This is a genomic window from uncultured Aquimarina sp. (assembly GCF_947492405.1).
Classification (GTDB): Bacteria; Bacteroidota; Bacteroidia; order Flavobacteriales; family Flavobacteriaceae; genus Aquimarina.
The window spans coordinates 1,122,678-1,139,039 of sequence record NZ_CANLMP010000002.1; the positions used below are offsets into that span (position 1 = coordinate 1,122,678).

Below are 16,362 nucleotides of genomic sequence, written 5' to 3' on the forward strand. Positions count from 1 at the left end.
TGGTATTTAGTTAGTCGTTTTTGATGTCAATTTGATTTCATTATTGTCTTAATAAAATCATTAAAATCAACTATATTTTTAATAACATTTTCATGAATTTTTAATTGTTTTTTTCGATATTAAATAAAAGGATATCATACCTATAAGAACCCATAACCCTAATATCGAAAAATTACCTTCAAGTTTATTTTTTCCAAAATCCATCTCAAATAACAAAATCATAAAAGAATTTATAACGCCATGTGAAAATACTGCTGGCCATACACTTTTGGAATTAATAGTTAACCATCCTATAAAATAGGAAACAAAGATAACGGTTAAAGGAAAAAACAGAAAAGCTCCTAACATTGGATATTCAGGATAATTAAATCCATTAATAATTAGTGGAAAGTGCCAAAACCCCCAGAGAACTCCCAAAAATGTAAGTGATTTAAATAAATTATTTTTTTCTAGTAATTTCTTTTGAAGAAAACCTCTCCATCCAATTTCTTCACCAATAGCTAAAAAACTTGTTGGTAATGAAAATAAAATTCCGGTAACAAAAAAATTAAGAATAAAGAAAAGAATACCTTGTTGGTCACTTCCAAATATCAATGGAGTTTCTATGCTATGAACTTGTCCGTTATTTATCAGAAAAACATTATTTGATGCCAATCCTGTATGTTCAAATACTAAAATTCCAATAAGTGTAATTAGTATTGGTAGGATTAAACTAAGCAATAGATACTTGATTTTACCCATGTGCCAATCAATATACTTAAGTCCTTGTTTAGTTTTTATTAGATAGATAATTGCCGCTATTCCTGGAATAAACATGGTAAGGGCAACAAGAATTTGTGGTATAAAACTATTTTCATCAGTAATCGAAATGGCAATAATTTGAATAGTATAAGTGAATAGGAATACCAAACCGATATAGTACCAAACGTTTTTTTCTAATTTTATCATTAATAGTATTTAAATGAATTTATGGAATAGTGACTAGCAACTTTAAGAGATATAAACCAAATTTTTCAAAAGAAGTCTTGATTTAAAAAAGATGCCTTCAAATATCACTAGAAGGAAATAGATACCATAATTAAGTTAGTTCCAGATTGTCATTTGGAACTATTTAATGCAGAGAATTCAAATATTCGGAAGGGGTCATTCCTGTTTCTTTCTTAAAAATTCTGTAAAAGGAAGTCTTAGAATTAAAGCCAGCTTCTTCACTTAAACCTAAAATTGAATATTTTTCACTATCGTTGGCAATTAGTTTTTGCTTAAATGCTTCCACTCTGTAACCGTTTATAAGGTCTGTGAAGTTTGTTTGAAGTGTGTCATTTATAATTCTTGAAAGAGTATTGGTTGGCCAACCAAGGTGCGCAGCTAATTTAGATATTGTCAGTTCAGAATCCCTATAGAGCTCATCTTTGGTTAATGCGTAAAGTACCTCTTCTTTCTTTTCACTCAAATTATTTTCGGATGAGTGAATTCTTATTATGCGATTAGAATAGTCTCCAATAACCTTGAGATATTTTAATAAATATAAATACCCTAAAGAATAAATAAAGACTCCTAAAATAATCCCAAGTGGTTTATAGAAATAAAAGGAGTTCTCATCTACCTTTTTTATGAAAATTAACGCAATAGGAATAGCTAACAATAGAAAGCCAACAAGTAAACACCAAGATACAATTAGATATTTAAGCCAGGTTCTCATCGCTTTAAACTCGAGCAATAGATTTTTGATACCTACTGATTCGCGATAGATTAAGTAGGTATAGATAGCTAATTGAACTATCCCTAATAACCCCATGATCAGAGCAATTTTTTGAATTAAGATAATATTTGCGTAAGCCCAATCAAGATTTAATCTAATATATGTAAACAGCAGTATAAATAAAAGACCATCTAAAAGCAAAGAAGGTAAAAAATGAAGCAAGTCCTTCCGCCTAAAAACTCTTAAAGGGTTTTTAATATATATGACATGGAAATACGTTAAAGGGCCATAAGCTAGGCTAAATTCCATTGGAATTGGGAACTTTGAATTGAAAGCTTGAATAGACTCCTCTAATATTAAGTGCAAAAGAGAAAGAGAGAATAAAAATACAAGGATACCAAAAAACAGATTTGGCATACTATTTTTAAAACGAAATATTATAATAAAAGAAAGTATAAACCCCTGAAAAATAGCCAATAAAAAGTAAAAATTCGTAGAGTCTAAAGAGGTATCAATCATTAACTTTTCATAATTTTATTTTAACTAGTTCAATATATAAAAAAATTGAATGTTTTAACTATTGCTAAGAGTTTACAAGGAACAACTGGAAGAATACAGAAAAATGAATAATCTTGGTTGGGAATAGTAGTGATGTAAAGAACTAGAATATTCTTAAATAGAAACTAAATTCAATTTCTACTTAAAGATTATTAATCGATGTAATTATTACTTCAGGTTTGATGGTATGCATTACCTCTTCATATCCAGCTGGCACTTTATTTCCATAAATTGATGTAGGGATTTGGTCATATTTTGCCAGATTAGGTAAAATCGCATGCTCCATAGGCTGTCCGAAAGGCATAAAACCGGCAAAAGGATGTGTTACTCCCCAAAGCGTTATTGTAGGTACTCCGTACATCGCCGCCAAATGTGCATTGCCACTATCCATAGATAACATTACATCCAGATTCCCTATAAGTTTTAATTCGTCTTCAAAAGACAACTTACCTGTAACATTAATTACATTTTTGTATTTACTATCAATATTATTGAGAATATCCTTTTCTTTTTTTCCTCCTCCAAAAAGGAACATCTCGTAGGTGTCTTCTTTATCAAGTTTTTCTATCACTTCTACCATCAATTCTAATGGGTATACTTTACTCTCATATTGCGCAAAAGGTGCAATTCCGAGCCATTTTTTAGTAGAGTTCTCTGTTAGTTTAAGAATCTCTGGAGTTAATGGTGTTTTTTCCGGAAAAACATGTTTTTCTAAATCAACAGGATATCCTAACCTATTAAAAACATCCGCATATCGCTGATGTGTAGCTTTTAATTGTTTAAACTCTTTATTTTCTGATCTAGTTAATGCTTTTTTCTCAGCTCTTCCTTTGTCAATTTGTATTACTTTAATTCCCCGAAGTGCAAAAAATTTCTTAAGTATGTTAGATCGCAATACATTATGCAAATCGGCAACTGCAGTTATTCCAAGTTCTCTTAATTCTTTAGAGAGTTTTGACAATCCAAAAATCCCTTTGTGTTTTCCCTTTACATCCGCGTGATATACTTCCAGGTTTTCAATATCCGAAAATATGGGTTCAAAAAATTTTCTGGTTAGAACTGTTATCTTAACATTGGGATAAGCAGCTCTAAATGTTCTCAATACAGGTACTGTCATAGCAACATCTCCCATTGCCGATAACCGAATAACTAGAATATGAGCATCAAAGCCCTCAGAAAGGGCTTTGTTATTTTTTACTATGTTTTTGTTTTTACTCAAAAATACCTTGCTATTTTTCTCCTCGTAAAACCGGATTTAGTTCATCATCATTATACATTTTCATCTGTTTATAGACTTTCATGTATTTATCTCCCTTCTCAATATCCTTTAGTAAAGTATCTATGGCAGTAGAAAGATCTACTTGCTGCTCTAATAATACATTATATTTTTTCTGACAGGCAGCTTTATGCGTATCCGATGCTCCTTCTCTAACGGTTTCCTCATGCATATGATACACTTTTAGCGCTAATATTGATAATCGATCTACTCCCCAAGCTGGACTTTCGGTATTTATAGTTGCATCTTCTTTAGGAATAACATCCTTGTATGTTTCTAAAAAGTAACTATCTATATATTCCACCATATCAGTACGATCCTGATTGGATGCATCAATCTGTCTTTTTAGTGTTAATGCAGCTACTGGATCAATTTCTGGATCACGAATAATATCTTCATAATGCCATTGTACTGTATCGATCCAACATTTACGATATAATAAATGTTCTATCTGCTGTGATTTACTATCATATGGGTTCGAAAACTCCTGATCTACGCGATCAATCACATGATACATGTCTATAACTTCTTTAAAAATCTTGTTTGCTTTATCTGTAAACATTGCTTTTATTTTTCTAAGATGTGTAAATATTCTGTTGTTTTTGTTGCTTTATGATTTCTATTTTCGGTTTTATCTGCTTTAAATCTTTGATAGGCAGTAGTAACCAAATCATATCTTCCATAACGCTTCATAATTTGCCTTATTTCTTTCTCTGTCATTAACCCTTCATTATTATAACTAAGAAAAATATAGTTGAATTTCGCATTTCTGATTAATTCTTCAAAAACTAATGCTACTTCACCTTTTTTACAATAATTAGATCTTTCGTAAGGTCTTAAACCTGTTTTTCCGGCTGGTACAAAGGTATCATATTTTGCAATAGTATTTAGTATATGATAATTCGCTCCATATTGTCTAGCATTATATGGCGGATCGAGATATAAAATATCTCCTTCGATCTTCTTAATCAAAGTATTACTATCCTGATTATACACTTCATGTTGATTTTCAGTAATTTCGAAATCAGCAGAAATAATCTTTATTTCTTTTTGTGCAGTTTTCTTTAATTCTTTTAGATACGATCCATACACTGAAGCAGTATTAGCAACTTTATCTGCACTTTCTAATAGCGATGCTAGTAAAAAATAATAAGTATCTTCATTAATTTCACGAGATTTTTTCCAGTTTTCAATCTGCATTCTTGCCGCATCTATTTTACAGCCATTAATATTACTGAAATACATACGTTCTGATGTGCCTCCAGTACAATAATTTTTATAAACAAACCCCTCTTTTCCCTCTAGTTGATTTAACTCAGTAACATAATCTGAAGCTTCTATGGATACATAGTTACCAATATAATTTCGGTTTAAGGCATAACTATAATACTCTAAATCATTCGATATCACCTGTTTCACCAAGGCCTTAAAACTTCTTCCTATAATACCCGTTCCTGCAAAAAGATCACAAAACACTTTACTGGTTAATGCGCTGCCAACCGTTTCTTGAACAGAAGTTTTGATAAAATCAGAGAGTTTATATTTTGATCCTATATAATTCATTTCTTACATAACCATATCAAGTTATTTTATAGCCCATATTAACCCTGCTTTTGTGATTTTATAAGGTTGTAATTGTAATCTAAATAATTTTGAGTCGTCAAATGTAGCAACATATGTTGAGATAATATCTTTAAGCCAAGAAATTTGTGCTTTTAACTTCCAATGTTCTCCATTATTTGCATACATCACAACGAAGATTCTATTTTCTAGGTGATCGTGATTTCTTCGTTCTTGGCTTTGATTGTTGCACAACCAATGGACAAGTTCTTTTGGGTGATTTTGAGCCTGTTCTAATGATTTTTTAAAGCCTTTTGGAAAAATACTGATCTTATAATCAAATTTCTCTCCAAAAAGAGAAAAATCTACCAGTCCACCCTTTTATTTTTAGCTAAAATACCCCCATCCCAATCTGTGAAAATTAATTCTACTGCTAAAGCGCTCCAATAGTTATACCATCGATTGATTGTATAATAAAAGAATTCGTTTTTATCTATTTTAAACTTTGAAACAGTTTCAGAAATTCTTGTCATCAGAGCTTCCCAACTTACAGTAGTGTAGATAAAATTACTATAATTATTCCAAGTGTCATTTTGCTTTCTATACCAAACATATTTATACGATAGTCTGTATTGAAGCTCTGATTCTATTGTTTCTAAATAAGGTGTAATCAAAATAGTAAAATCATAAATGGTAATAAGAGAAATACCCAAAGATTAATTTCTTGAATAAATTTACCATGATCCATTTCTAAATAGGTAGTTCCTATAATTGCCAAAGGACCTGCTATAAAAATCATTTCTGAAGTATTTTTACCTGAAACAATAATTACCATGGTCAATGCAATTAACAATTGTGAAATAATTAGTTTTAGAACAGGTTTTGATTTTGTAGATTTTCTATTAAACTTTATCAGGTATATCGCGAAGAAAAACAATGTACAAATAGTTAAAGTTCCAGTTGAAAAAACACCTCCTTTGTATGCGTATCCTTCAAAAGAAAATGATATAGGTTTTATATAGTCTGCAACTATAAAAAATGAATCATAAAATAACAAAGTGAAGCAGTTGGATACTATATATACTACTAATAGTCCAACAATCGGAATAATCCAGTTTCTATAATTTTTTGGTTCAAAAAATAAAATTCCCAAAAACACAGTAATTATAAAACCAATACTCCAAAAATATGCCAAAGAAGCTACTCCAATGCATAGAGATGCATCTAGAATTTTTGATTTAATGTACTTACCATTTCTTAAACTCAACACACTTTTTATTCCCAAAATGACAAGCAGATTTGATAATAAAATACCAGCATTAGTTAATGAGATTGGCAATATAGTGGTCAAAAAGGCAAATAGTAATATTGTATTTGTACTTTTTTGGGTTAGATCGTTCTTTTGGGTTATTAAGTTTATTATAAGCATTGCCAAAACATACACTATAAATCCACCAAAGAACAAAAGAATAGTAAGATAATCGAGGTTAAAACCATTTTTATAATGTGCGATTGTATAAAGCACAAACATATATAAAGCAACGATTATAAAATTAATCGGTTTTGATTTACTAAAAAAGCTTGATAACACTACTATTTTTTATATTTTTGCGTCAAACAATATATCATTGTTTTTAATTATAATATAACTAATTTATAAAAAGTTAAACAAAAACTTTTTGTAATGAAAATGAAAATCATATGTGGAAAGATTTTTTTGAAGCTATTGCATCTCTATTTGTTGACGTTCTTTTTGCTCCTATGGACGCTCTTAGAGCTTTAGAGTTAGAGAATTGGGGAGCTGCCAACATTGTAAACTGGTTGTTTATGCTTATTGGTTTTGTAGCATTTTTCTATTGGATGAAAGAATTGAAGAAGTTTAATGATAATAATGAAGAAGATAGAGATCCAAAAGCTCATTCATTTTTGGATTAAATTTCTTAAAAAATACTATTTAAAAAAAGCTCAGTGTTAAATAACATTGAGCTTTTTTTAATTCTTTTTATTGATTTGGCTATAAATCAAAACCAAGATCTTTTCTATAATATATTTTATCAAAATGTAACTTCTGTATGTTATGATAAGATTTTTTTAATGCTTCTCTGAAGTCATCATCAAAGGAAGTCACTGCAATTACACGACCTCCATTAGTAACCACTTTATCTTCTTCAAGCTTAGTCCCTGCTTGGAAAACTATAGAATCCGATATTTGATCTATTCCAGTGATTTCTTTCCCTTTTTCGTATGCTTCAGGATACCCTCCTGATACTGCCATTACTGTAGTAGCACTTCTAGGATCTATTTCGATCTCTACTTGATTCAAAGTTTGATCAGATACGTGTTTAAATAATGATACCAAATCAGTTTTTACTCTTGGTAACACAGCTTCTGTTTCTGGATCTCCCATTCGCACATTGTATTCTATAACTTTAGGATCGTCTCCTACCTTTATTAATCCAATAAAAATGAAACCTTTATAATCTATGTTTTCTGTTGCAAGACCTTCTACAGTGGGTTTAATGATTTGTTCTTCAATCTTACTCATAAAAGCTTTATCTGCAAACGGAACTGGCGATATTGCTCCCATTCCTCCTGTGTTTAAACCCGTATCTCCTTCTCCAATACGTTTATAGTCTTTGGCTGTTGGAAGTGTAACATAATTCTTTCCATCAGTTAAGACAAAAACACTTAATTCGATTCCATCCAGAAACTCTTCAATAACTACTTTTTCACTAGCTGCACCGAATTTTTTGTTAGTCAGCATATTTTCAAGCTCCGTTTTGGCTTCTTGGATATCCTGAAGAATAAGCACTCCTTTTCCTGCAGCAAGACCATCTGCTTTTAATACATAAGGAGCCTTTAAAGTCTCTAGAAATTGTTTTCCTTCATTAACGGTATTTGCTGTGAAACTTTGATAAGCAGCGGTAGGAATATTATGTCTAATCAAAAATTCCTTAGCATATTCTTTACTACCTTCTAATCTTGCTCCTTCTTTTGATGGTCCTATAACTGATATACTTTTTAAGTCATTGTCTCCTGCAAAGAAATCTGTTATTCCCTGTACTAAAGGATCCTCAGGACCCACAACAACCATTTCTATTTTTTCTTTTAACACCAGTTCTTTTATAGCTGTAAAATCTGTTACTGATATTGCCACGTTAGTAGCAATATTTGCAGTTCCTGCATTTCCAGGTGCAACAAATAACTTTTCACATAAACTACTTTGAGCAATTTTATACGCGAATGTATGCTCTCTTCCTCCTGATCCTAATACTAAAATGTTCATTTTTTAATGGTTGTTTGATAGCTAACTTTTAAGCATTCAAAAATAGCTCTTTACCTCTTTTCTTACTAATAATTTTGATGTCTATTTCGCTTAAATCAATATCACTTATGATATGGAAACATTTCGTATGATTCTGCTACTTAAAATACTTCTCTTTTTAAGTAATAATGGAATGACAATAGAGAAAAACACTATACCATTAAATCGTACCAACATGGATTCGAAAATTAGTGATATAAAAAGAATTAAGAAAACCGAAAATTCATTTCTACTTCTTTTCAGGTGCATTGCCAAGAGAACAAAAATAGCAACTAGAACCCCGAATCCAATAACTCCTGTTTGAAGAAATGTCTGAAGGAATTGGTTGTGGGCATTATACTTATTTTCATAATTGTAAGTATATCCTAATTCTTTATATTTTTTTATTAATACATCATTTGCATCACCAATTCCATATCCTAATAACGGTGCTTCTTTAATCAACTCAATACTAGCATCCCATGACAACAACCTTGCTTTTTCTGAGGTAGAATTATCATACTCAATAATATTTCCGAAGTCTTTAACCTTTGAATAAAAATCAAAAACTCGAGGGTTGTTTAGAAAAACAATTAGTCCTAAAAGAAGCATAATCAACATCGTATGTTTTCTGCTCTTATCCTTAATGTTAAAGGTTAGCAATATTGCCATTATCACTAGTATCATGTAAGCAGCTATTGATGCTAATAAAAATAGATAAAGAAATAGAAGAACAACGATAAAGGTCCTTAATCTTGTATCCAATCGGTTTTTTAGGTAATAGCTTAAAACTAATAAAATATAAAGTGAAAGATAACTAGGGTTGATTAGTTTAGAAAACTCATCTCCTACAAAGTAATTCCATCCATTCGTAAGTATCTCTATGAATGAGGTAAGATCCTCCATTGAAATTTCGAATGAAAAACCTCCTTTTATAATAGACGCTGAATTATATATGTTTATTGAAAAATTTATAAAAAATGAGACTACCAATCCCAAAAGTAAAAAATCAAATAACTTCCTCACTGTGGATGCGTCTTCTTTAACAAATAGAAAAATTAAAGGAAATAAGAACAGCGATAAGGATCGCTGTAAAATATTTAATCCATCAGAAATATTATCTGTATAGAAAAGACTAAACGACATTATTATGAAATACAATGGAAACAGTAACACTATTTTATTGTCCAGGTCGAATTTTTTTCCTGATTTAAAAATATTGATCAGACCAAGAACAATGGAAACTACTAAAAATGGAGTTGGAAGGTTTATACCTAAAGGCAATAATAAAAAAGCTATATAAAGGCTATTCCAAAAAATAGTGAGTACTAAATTATCATCATGTTTATAAAACATTTCTGAAAGCTCGTTTATTTTTTTGTTTACTCTCACTATTTTAAATCTAGTTATGTGATCGGGTATTATGGTAAAAGTAACTATGTTTCAAAAGATCAACCTATTATACTTGTGGCTTGTTTAACTTAAAAGCGTTAGATCTCTTAATATGCTTTTTCCTGTCCTTTTATTAGGTTAATTATAGTATCAACTATTATTTTTGAATCTAGCAATAAAGACCAATTTTCTATATAAAAAATATCATATTTAATACGATTTACAATGTCTTCATTATTTTCCACTTCTCCTCTATACCCTTTTACCTGAGCCATTCCTGTTATTCCAGGTTTAACCGAATGACGAAAAACAAAATTATATTTATCAATTCTTTTTCCGTAATCTTTTGTGTAAGAAATCATATGCGGTCTAGGTCCTACCACGGACATATCCCCAAAAAGTACATTAAAAAATTGCGGTAATTCATCGATACTAGTTCGTCTTATGAAACGCCCTATTTTGGTAACTCTTTGGTCCTCTTTTTTAACTTGCACGAGATCTGAGAAATTCTCATCTCTCATTGATCTAAATTTATAACAAACAAACTCTTTGTAGTTAATTCCATTTCTTCTGTGACTATAAATTAATGGCCCTTTGGATTCTGATTTTATAAGGATATATAATAAAGGAATTAACCAAGATAGAACAAGAATAATAACTAACAAGGAAAAAACAATATCAAAACCTCTTTTAACCGCCCTGTTGGCTGCACTATTTAATGATACATCGGGAATTGATAAAACAGGTAAGTATTCATAGTAATCAGTTTTGAGTCGCTTTGAGAAAATACGTTGAGAATTTGGTATAAACTTAAGAACACTATAATTTTGATCAGCATATTTTACATATTCATTTACCACTTCATCCGAAATTTCATCAATCGAGCAATATATTTCATCCACATCTTCTTTCTCTAAAAAATCAAAACTATCTTGTATTTTATTAGTGAGTTCATCCGAGAAAACCTCTAGCACCTGATAACCCAAGTCTTTTCTTTTTGTAAAGAAAGTCCTGAGTTGCTGTGCGCTTTTATTGTTTCCAATAATAATCACTCTCCTATTGTTTCCGCCTAAATAAGAACGATATCTTCTAAGTGCATAATATGTAATAAACTTAACAACCCCTATAGAAGAAATTGCAATCAGAATAAAATAAAACGTATCCTTTACCGAGAAGAAATTTATTTTAAGTAACCCAAAATATGCATATAAAAGAATAAGAATTAGTAAGCCCTGACGGATTAATAAAGAAACAATTGTAATTATTTTGGTGAATCGGTATACTTCATAAAAATTTAACAAGTATGAAGATACTAACCAGACAATTGACAGAAATAGGTATAGTTGATTTGAAACAATATTAGTGAGCAAATAGTAAGAAGAAAGTAATAGAATAACCAGATCAATTACGATAAGTATTGGTCTAATTAAATATGAATATCCTCCTCTTTTATGGTGCATCCTACATCAAGAATAAGATGAAAAATCCTTATGTTCACTTCTATACAACTCTTCCTGAGAAAGACTTTTGAAATATTCTAAAGTACGTCTCATTCCTTCTGATCTATCAATTTCTGGCTGCCATTCTAAAATTTCTTTAGCTCTTGTAATATCAGGCTGCCTTTGCAAAGGGTCATTAACGGGAAGTGGTTTATAAATTACTTTTTGATCGGTACCGGTTAATTTTATAATCTCTTCAGCAAAGTCTTTAATGGTAATTTCGTTAGGATTACCAATATTCACAGGATACACATAGTCACTAAATAGTAGTCTATAAATTCCTTCTATTAAATCATCCACATAACAAAAGGAACGAGTCTGTAGACCTTCTCCAAATACGGTAAGATCCTCTCCTCGCAATGCTTGCCCTATAAAAGCAGGAACAACCCTTCCATCATTCAATCTCATTCTTGGACCATATGTATTAAAAATACGAACGATTCTGGTCTCTACTTTATGATAGGTATGATAGGCCATAGTAATAGATTCTTGGAATCGTTTTGCTTCATCATACACTCCACGTGGTCCAATAGTGTTTACATTACCATAATAATCTTCTGTTTGTGGGTGCACCAATGGATCACCATATACCTCACTAGTAGAAGCGATTAATATTCTTGATTTCTTCTCTTTTGCTAAACCTAAAAGATTGTGTGTTCCTAAGGATCCAACTTTTAATGTTTGAATTGGAATTTTAAGATAGTCTATTGGGCTAGCTGGAGAAGCAAAATGTAATATGTAATCTAAATTACCAGGGATATGAACAAATTTTGAAACATCATGATCGTAAAACTCAAAGTTTTTTAATTTAAATAGATGTTCAATATTCTTTAAGTCTCCAGTGATCAAGTTATCCATTCCGATAACGTGATACCCTTCTTTAATGAATCGATCGCAAAGGTGTGACCCCAAAAAACCTGCGGCTCCTGTAATTAGAACTTTCTTCATGTTATAATTTTATATCTTTTCTTCCTATGGAAAAATATGAGACTTTTTCTTTTTCCATATCTTTTAGATCATATAAATTTCTTCCATCAAAAATAACTGGATTTATAAGATCATTCTTTATTTTTTGAAAATCCGGTGTTCTAAAAATACTCCATTCAGTGCATATAATTAAGGCATCTGAACCATCTAAAGCTTCATACATAGAATTAGAGAACGTAATTTTACTTTCATATTTCCTTGCTACATTTTCCATTGCTTCAGGATCAAAAGCCTTTATTCTAGCTCCTTTGTTTAGTAAACCATCAATTATATCTAACGCCGGTGCTTCTCTAATATCATCGGTTTCTGGTTTAAAAGCAAGGCCCCAAATTGCAAAAGTTTTTCCTTTAAGGTCATTATTAAAGTAATCTAAAATCTTAGGAATTAATACTACTTTTTGACGTTGGTTTACTTCTATTACAGATTCTAAAATTTTAAAATCATAATTATCATCCTTCCCAGATTTATGTAATGCTTTCACATCTTTAGGAAAACAAGAACCTCCATAACCTATTCCAGGAAACAAAAAACGTTTCCCTATCCTAGAATCTGTGCCCATTCCTCTTCTTACCTTATCCACATCCGCACCAACCTTTTCGCAATAATTTGCTATTTCGTTCATAAAAGTGATCTTGGTAGCTAAAAACGAATTTGCTGCATACTTCGTTAATTCTGCGGATTTTTCATCCATTATAATAATTGGATTACCTGATCTAACAAAAGGTTTGTAAAGTCTTTCCATAAGCTCCGTTGCTTTCTTCGAAGAAGAACCTACAACAATTCTTTCTGGTTTCAGAAAATCATCTACCGCAAATCCTTCTCTTAAAAATTCAGGATTAGAGACTACATCGAAGCTACACTTTGCATTACCGGATATTGCAGCGTGTACTTTTTCTGCAGTACCCACCGGAACAGTACTCTTATCCACAATCACCTTATAATCAGAAATAATTTTACCTATTTCATCAGAAACACCTAAAACGTACGATAAATCTGCAGAACCATCCTCATCTTCAGGCGTTGGTAAGGCTAAAAATATAATTTCTCCATGATCTACACCTTCTTTAAGTGAAGTAGTAAAACGTAACCTGTTTGCCTTAATGTTTCTGTCAAATAGTACATCTAAGTGTGGCTCATAAATAGGTACTTCACCGTCCCGCATTTTTTGAACCTTTTGTTCATCTATATCAACACAAACAACTTCGTTACCTGTTTCTGCTAAACAAGTTCCTGTAACCAATCCAACATAACCCGTTCCTATTACCGATATCTTCATGTATTATTTTTCTTTCTTTTTATTAATATGCTTTGTCTTCTCCTTTAAAAATATTGACAATAGTTTGTAAAATTATATTAATATCTAAAATCAATGACCAATTTTCTACATAAAATATATCATACCGTACCCTATTTAACATATCAGAATCATTTGCTATATTACCTCTATATCCGCTTGTTTGCGCTAATCCAGTTATACCGGGTTTAACGTTGTGTCGAACCATAAACTTATTTATTTTGTCTTTATAGTCATCTGTATGACTCATTAATAAAGGCCTGGGGCCAACTACAGACATTTCGCCATATAGTACATTAAAAAATTGAGGCAATTCATCCAAACTTGTCCTTCTTATAAATTTACCAATGCGAGTAACTCTAGCATCATTTTTTGATGCCTGAACCTTATCTGATTCCTTATTAGCTGTCATTGATCTAAATTTATAACACAAAAACAAATTAAAATCAGCTCCATATCTGTATTGTTTAAAAAAAACGGGGCCTCGACTTTCTATTTTAATTAATAAAGCTATTACAGGAATTAGCCAAGATAATAAGAAGATTATAACTGAAACAGAAAAAACGATATCAAAAGTTCTTTTGATCAAATCTTTTATTGGGTCGTCTAATGGTATTTTAGATAGAGATAAGATTGGTGTTAAGTTATAATAATCTAACTCTAAATTTTTCGAAAAAAGCTCTTTATCGTCTGCAACGAATTTTATCACTTTCATATTACGCTCACAGAATTCAGTAAGCTCTTTTATCTGCTCATTAGTAAGTTCTTTTGTCGAACAATATACTTCATCAATTTTATTTTCAATTATAAAGTTATAGCTATCCTCAATTGTTCCGATTATATCTGATTCATCTTGGTTATCAAAAAAGCCTTTGAATTGGTAACCGTATTCTGGAGAATTATCAAAAAAAGATGCCAGCTTTCGTGTAGAATGGTTTAATCCTACAATAACTACATAGACATTATTACTCCCAGTAATAATCCTATATCTCTGAAAGAAAACAAACAAAAAGACTCTCCAGCTCGTAATAACAATAAGAAGCGCTACAAAGAAATTAATAATATTAGTTTTGGGGATAAACCGCCCACTTATATAATAATACGTAAAAACTAATAAAGCTAGTAATACTGTCTGTCGAAAAAATAAAGATATAATTTTTACAATTTTAGTAAAACGATAGATGGCATATATAGAAATCAAAAAGGATAATACCAACCAAAATAAAATTATAAAACTTATATCTAACACACTTTTAGTAAGAAAAAAATATGCCAAGAAACAAACCATTAATAGGTCAATACCATATAAAAGTGGTCTTATATATTTTGAATATCCACCTTTATTCATAAATAGTTCTTTCTCGGTTGTTTTGAATTTTGTTACTATCACTCATGCTCTTTCTCCAACGATCATATATCCCTTCTATTGTTTCTTTAAACTCCTTTTCGAATCGTTCTTTACTAAAAAACTCTGCGTGTTTACGTATTGTTGGTTTATCAAAAGAATGTTCATGTGTTTCAAAAAACTGAATTGCATCAAGTAGAGAATCAATAGTTTGCTCTTTAAAAAAAACCCCTGTATGTCTGTCTTCTATATTATCTGTTACAAAACAACCGTTAATTGTTTCTAAAACTCCTCCTTTAGCGTAAGCAATGACAGGTACTCCACAAGCCTGAGCTTCTATTGGTGCTATCCCAAAATCTTCCTCTGCAGCAAAAACAAAGGCTCTGGCTTTTCTTAATATTTCAATCATTTCAATTTTTCCCACATGTCCCATTAGATCAACATTTGAAGTAGCCAGTTTCTTTATTTTTCTAAAATCTGGACCGTCTCCAATCACAATAAGCTTCTTATTTGTTTTGGAAAACGCTTCTACTATCAAATTTATTTTTTTATACGGCACCATCCTAGAACACGTAACATAATAATCTTCTTTCTTCTCAGATATTGTAAAAGATTTTGTGTCTACAGGAGGATAAATTACTATCGATTCTTTATTATAAATTTTTTTTATTCTTGCTGCGATATAATGAGAAATTGCGATATAATGATTAGGCCTATTAGCAGTACTAACATCCCAAATTCTTAGTTTATGAAGAAAGTACTTTGCTATAAAACCCTTTATTCCTTTATTAAGTCCACTTTCTTTTAAATACTGAAAATATAAATCCCACGCATAACGAATTGGTGAATAAACATAACATATATGTAGTTGATCAGGTCTTGTTAATACCCCCTTTGATATGGCAGAAGATGAAGAAATAATCAAGTCATATTCATTTAGATCAAACTGTTCAATTGCCAAAGGGAATAAGGGTAAATAAGAACGGTATTTTTTCTTACCAAATGGTAGCTTTTCTATAAAAGAGGTATTTGTTTTTTTACCTTTAAGTACTTTCTCTCTCTGCTCATTAGTTAAAGTATCAACTAAAGTAAAATGATCAAAATCATCCCAAATGTTTGTAAAGCTTTCAATACATCTTTCACCACCACTATATTGTGTATACCAATCATGTACTAAAGCTTTTTTCATTTCCAACATTTATAAATTAATTATTGAATTTAAAATTTTAATAAAGAGCTGCAAAAAAATTATAATTACTAAATTAAAAACTTCTTGAAGAGCTCTAAATTAACCAAAAACAAAGTTAAAGCAATTTATCAGTATTAGATGATCTTTTAAAAGAAATGAGATACGATAAGCATTAAAGAGCTTACTTGCTCATAGTTATATGTCTTATGTATCTAAGAAATTGAAGCAAAAAAGCTCGTTACATCAAAAAGGTGTTTAA

General features: G+C 30.6%; 16 protein-coding genes. 1 reads left to right on the forward strand and 15 read right to left on the reverse strand.

Annotation, left to right across the window (positions count from 1 at the left end; genetic code table 11):
- Window positions 1-90: 90 nt before the first annotated feature.
- From Q0829_RS11180 to Q0829_RS11215, 8 genes are all read right to left on the reverse strand, one after another.
- Window positions 91-948, reverse strand: a complete 858-nt coding sequence (locus Q0829_RS11180; RefSeq protein ID WP_298542574.1) for a CPBP family intramembrane glutamic endopeptidase — start codon at window positions 946-948, stop codon at window positions 91-93.
- A gap of 163 nt (window positions 949-1,111) precedes the next feature.
- Window positions 1,112-2,218: a helix-turn-helix domain-containing protein gene (locus Q0829_RS11185; RefSeq protein WP_298542577.1), complete on the reverse strand. Its 1,107-nt coding sequence runs from the start codon at window positions 2,216-2,218 to the stop codon at window positions 1,112-1,114.
- 181 nt (window positions 2,219-2,399) lie between these two features.
- A complete protein-coding gene (locus tag Q0829_RS11190; protein WP_366893083.1) occupies window positions 2,400-3,476 on the reverse strand; it encodes a glycosyltransferase family 9 protein in 1,077 nt (358 codons plus the stop codon).
- Between the two features lie 10 nt (window positions 3,477-3,486).
- A complete protein-coding gene (locus Q0829_RS11195) occupies window positions 3,487-4,095 on the reverse strand; it encodes a DUF4254 domain-containing protein (protein WP_298542580.1) in 609 nt (202 codons plus the stop codon).
- A gap of 5 nt (window positions 4,096-4,100) precedes the next feature.
- A complete protein-coding gene (locus Q0829_RS11200; RefSeq protein ID WP_298542582.1) occupies window positions 4,101-5,096 on the reverse strand; it encodes a DNA adenine methylase in 996 nt (331 codons plus the stop codon).
- Between the two features lie 21 nt (window positions 5,097-5,117).
- Complete coding sequence (locus tag Q0829_RS11205; protein ID WP_298542584.1) at window positions 5,118-5,348, reverse strand: hypothetical protein; 231 nt, start codon at window positions 5,346-5,348, stop codon at window positions 5,118-5,120.
- A gap of 110 nt (window positions 5,349-5,458) precedes the next feature.
- Window positions 5,459-5,806: a hypothetical protein gene (locus Q0829_RS11210; protein WP_298542586.1), complete on the reverse strand. Its 348-nt coding sequence runs from the start codon at window positions 5,804-5,806 to the stop codon at window positions 5,459-5,461.
- Complete coding sequence (locus Q0829_RS11215; RefSeq protein WP_298542588.1) at window positions 5,764-6,618, reverse strand: DUF6427 family protein; 855 nt, start codon at window positions 6,616-6,618, stop codon at window positions 5,764-5,766. The genes Q0829_RS11210 and Q0829_RS11215 overlap by 43 nt, the downstream gene beginning before the upstream one ends.
- A 176-nt stretch (window positions 6,619-6,794) precedes the next feature.
- Here Q0829_RS11215 and Q0829_RS11220 point away from each other — a divergent pair, with 176 nt between their 5' ends.
- Window positions 6,795-7,028, forward strand: a complete 234-nt coding sequence (locus Q0829_RS11220; RefSeq protein WP_298542590.1) for a uracil phosphoribosyltransferase — start codon at window positions 6,795-6,797, stop codon at window positions 7,026-7,028.
- A 79-nt stretch (window positions 7,029-7,107) separates the two neighbouring features.
- Here the strand turns inward: Q0829_RS11220 and purD are convergent, their stop codons facing one another.
- From purD to Q0829_RS11255, 7 genes are all read right to left on the reverse strand, one after another.
- The gene (gene purD, locus Q0829_RS11225; RefSeq protein ID WP_298542592.1) at window positions 7,108-8,379 is read right to left on the reverse strand and encodes a phosphoribosylamine--glycine ligase; all 1,272 of its coding nucleotides are present in this window, start codon (window positions 8,377-8,379) and stop codon (window positions 7,108-7,110) included.
- A gap of 105 nt (window positions 8,380-8,484) precedes the next feature.
- The gene (locus Q0829_RS11230) at window positions 8,485-9,789 is read right to left on the reverse strand and encodes an O-antigen ligase family protein (protein WP_298542594.1); all 1,305 of its coding nucleotides are present in this window, start codon (window positions 9,787-9,789) and stop codon (window positions 8,485-8,487) included.
- Window positions 9,790-9,896: 107 nt separating this feature from the next.
- Window positions 9,897-11,249, reverse strand: coding sequence for an exopolysaccharide biosynthesis polyprenyl glycosylphosphotransferase (locus Q0829_RS11235; protein WP_298542596.1), 1,353 nt, complete (start codon window positions 11,247-11,249; stop codon window positions 9,897-9,899).
- Window positions 11,250-11,255: 6 nt separating this feature from the next.
- Window positions 11,256-12,236, reverse strand: a complete 981-nt coding sequence (locus Q0829_RS11240; RefSeq protein ID WP_298542599.1) for a UDP-glucuronic acid decarboxylase family protein — start codon at window positions 12,234-12,236, stop codon at window positions 11,256-11,258.
- A gap of 1 nt (window position 12,237) precedes the next feature.
- Entirely contained in the window at window positions 12,238-13,551 is a 1,314-nt protein-coding gene (locus Q0829_RS11245; RefSeq protein WP_298542600.1) for a UDP-glucose/GDP-mannose dehydrogenase family protein, read from the reverse strand.
- Between the two features lie 22 nt (window positions 13,552-13,573).
- A complete protein-coding gene (locus Q0829_RS11250) occupies window positions 13,574-14,917 on the reverse strand; it encodes an undecaprenyl-phosphate glucose phosphotransferase (RefSeq protein WP_298542602.1) in 1,344 nt (447 codons plus the stop codon).
- Window positions 14,910-16,103: a glycosyltransferase gene (locus Q0829_RS11255; protein ID WP_298542604.1), complete on the reverse strand. Its 1,194-nt coding sequence runs from the start codon at window positions 16,101-16,103 to the stop codon at window positions 14,910-14,912. The genes Q0829_RS11250 and Q0829_RS11255 overlap by 8 nt, the downstream gene beginning before the upstream one ends.
- Between the last annotated feature and the right edge of the window lie 259 nt (window positions 16,104-16,362).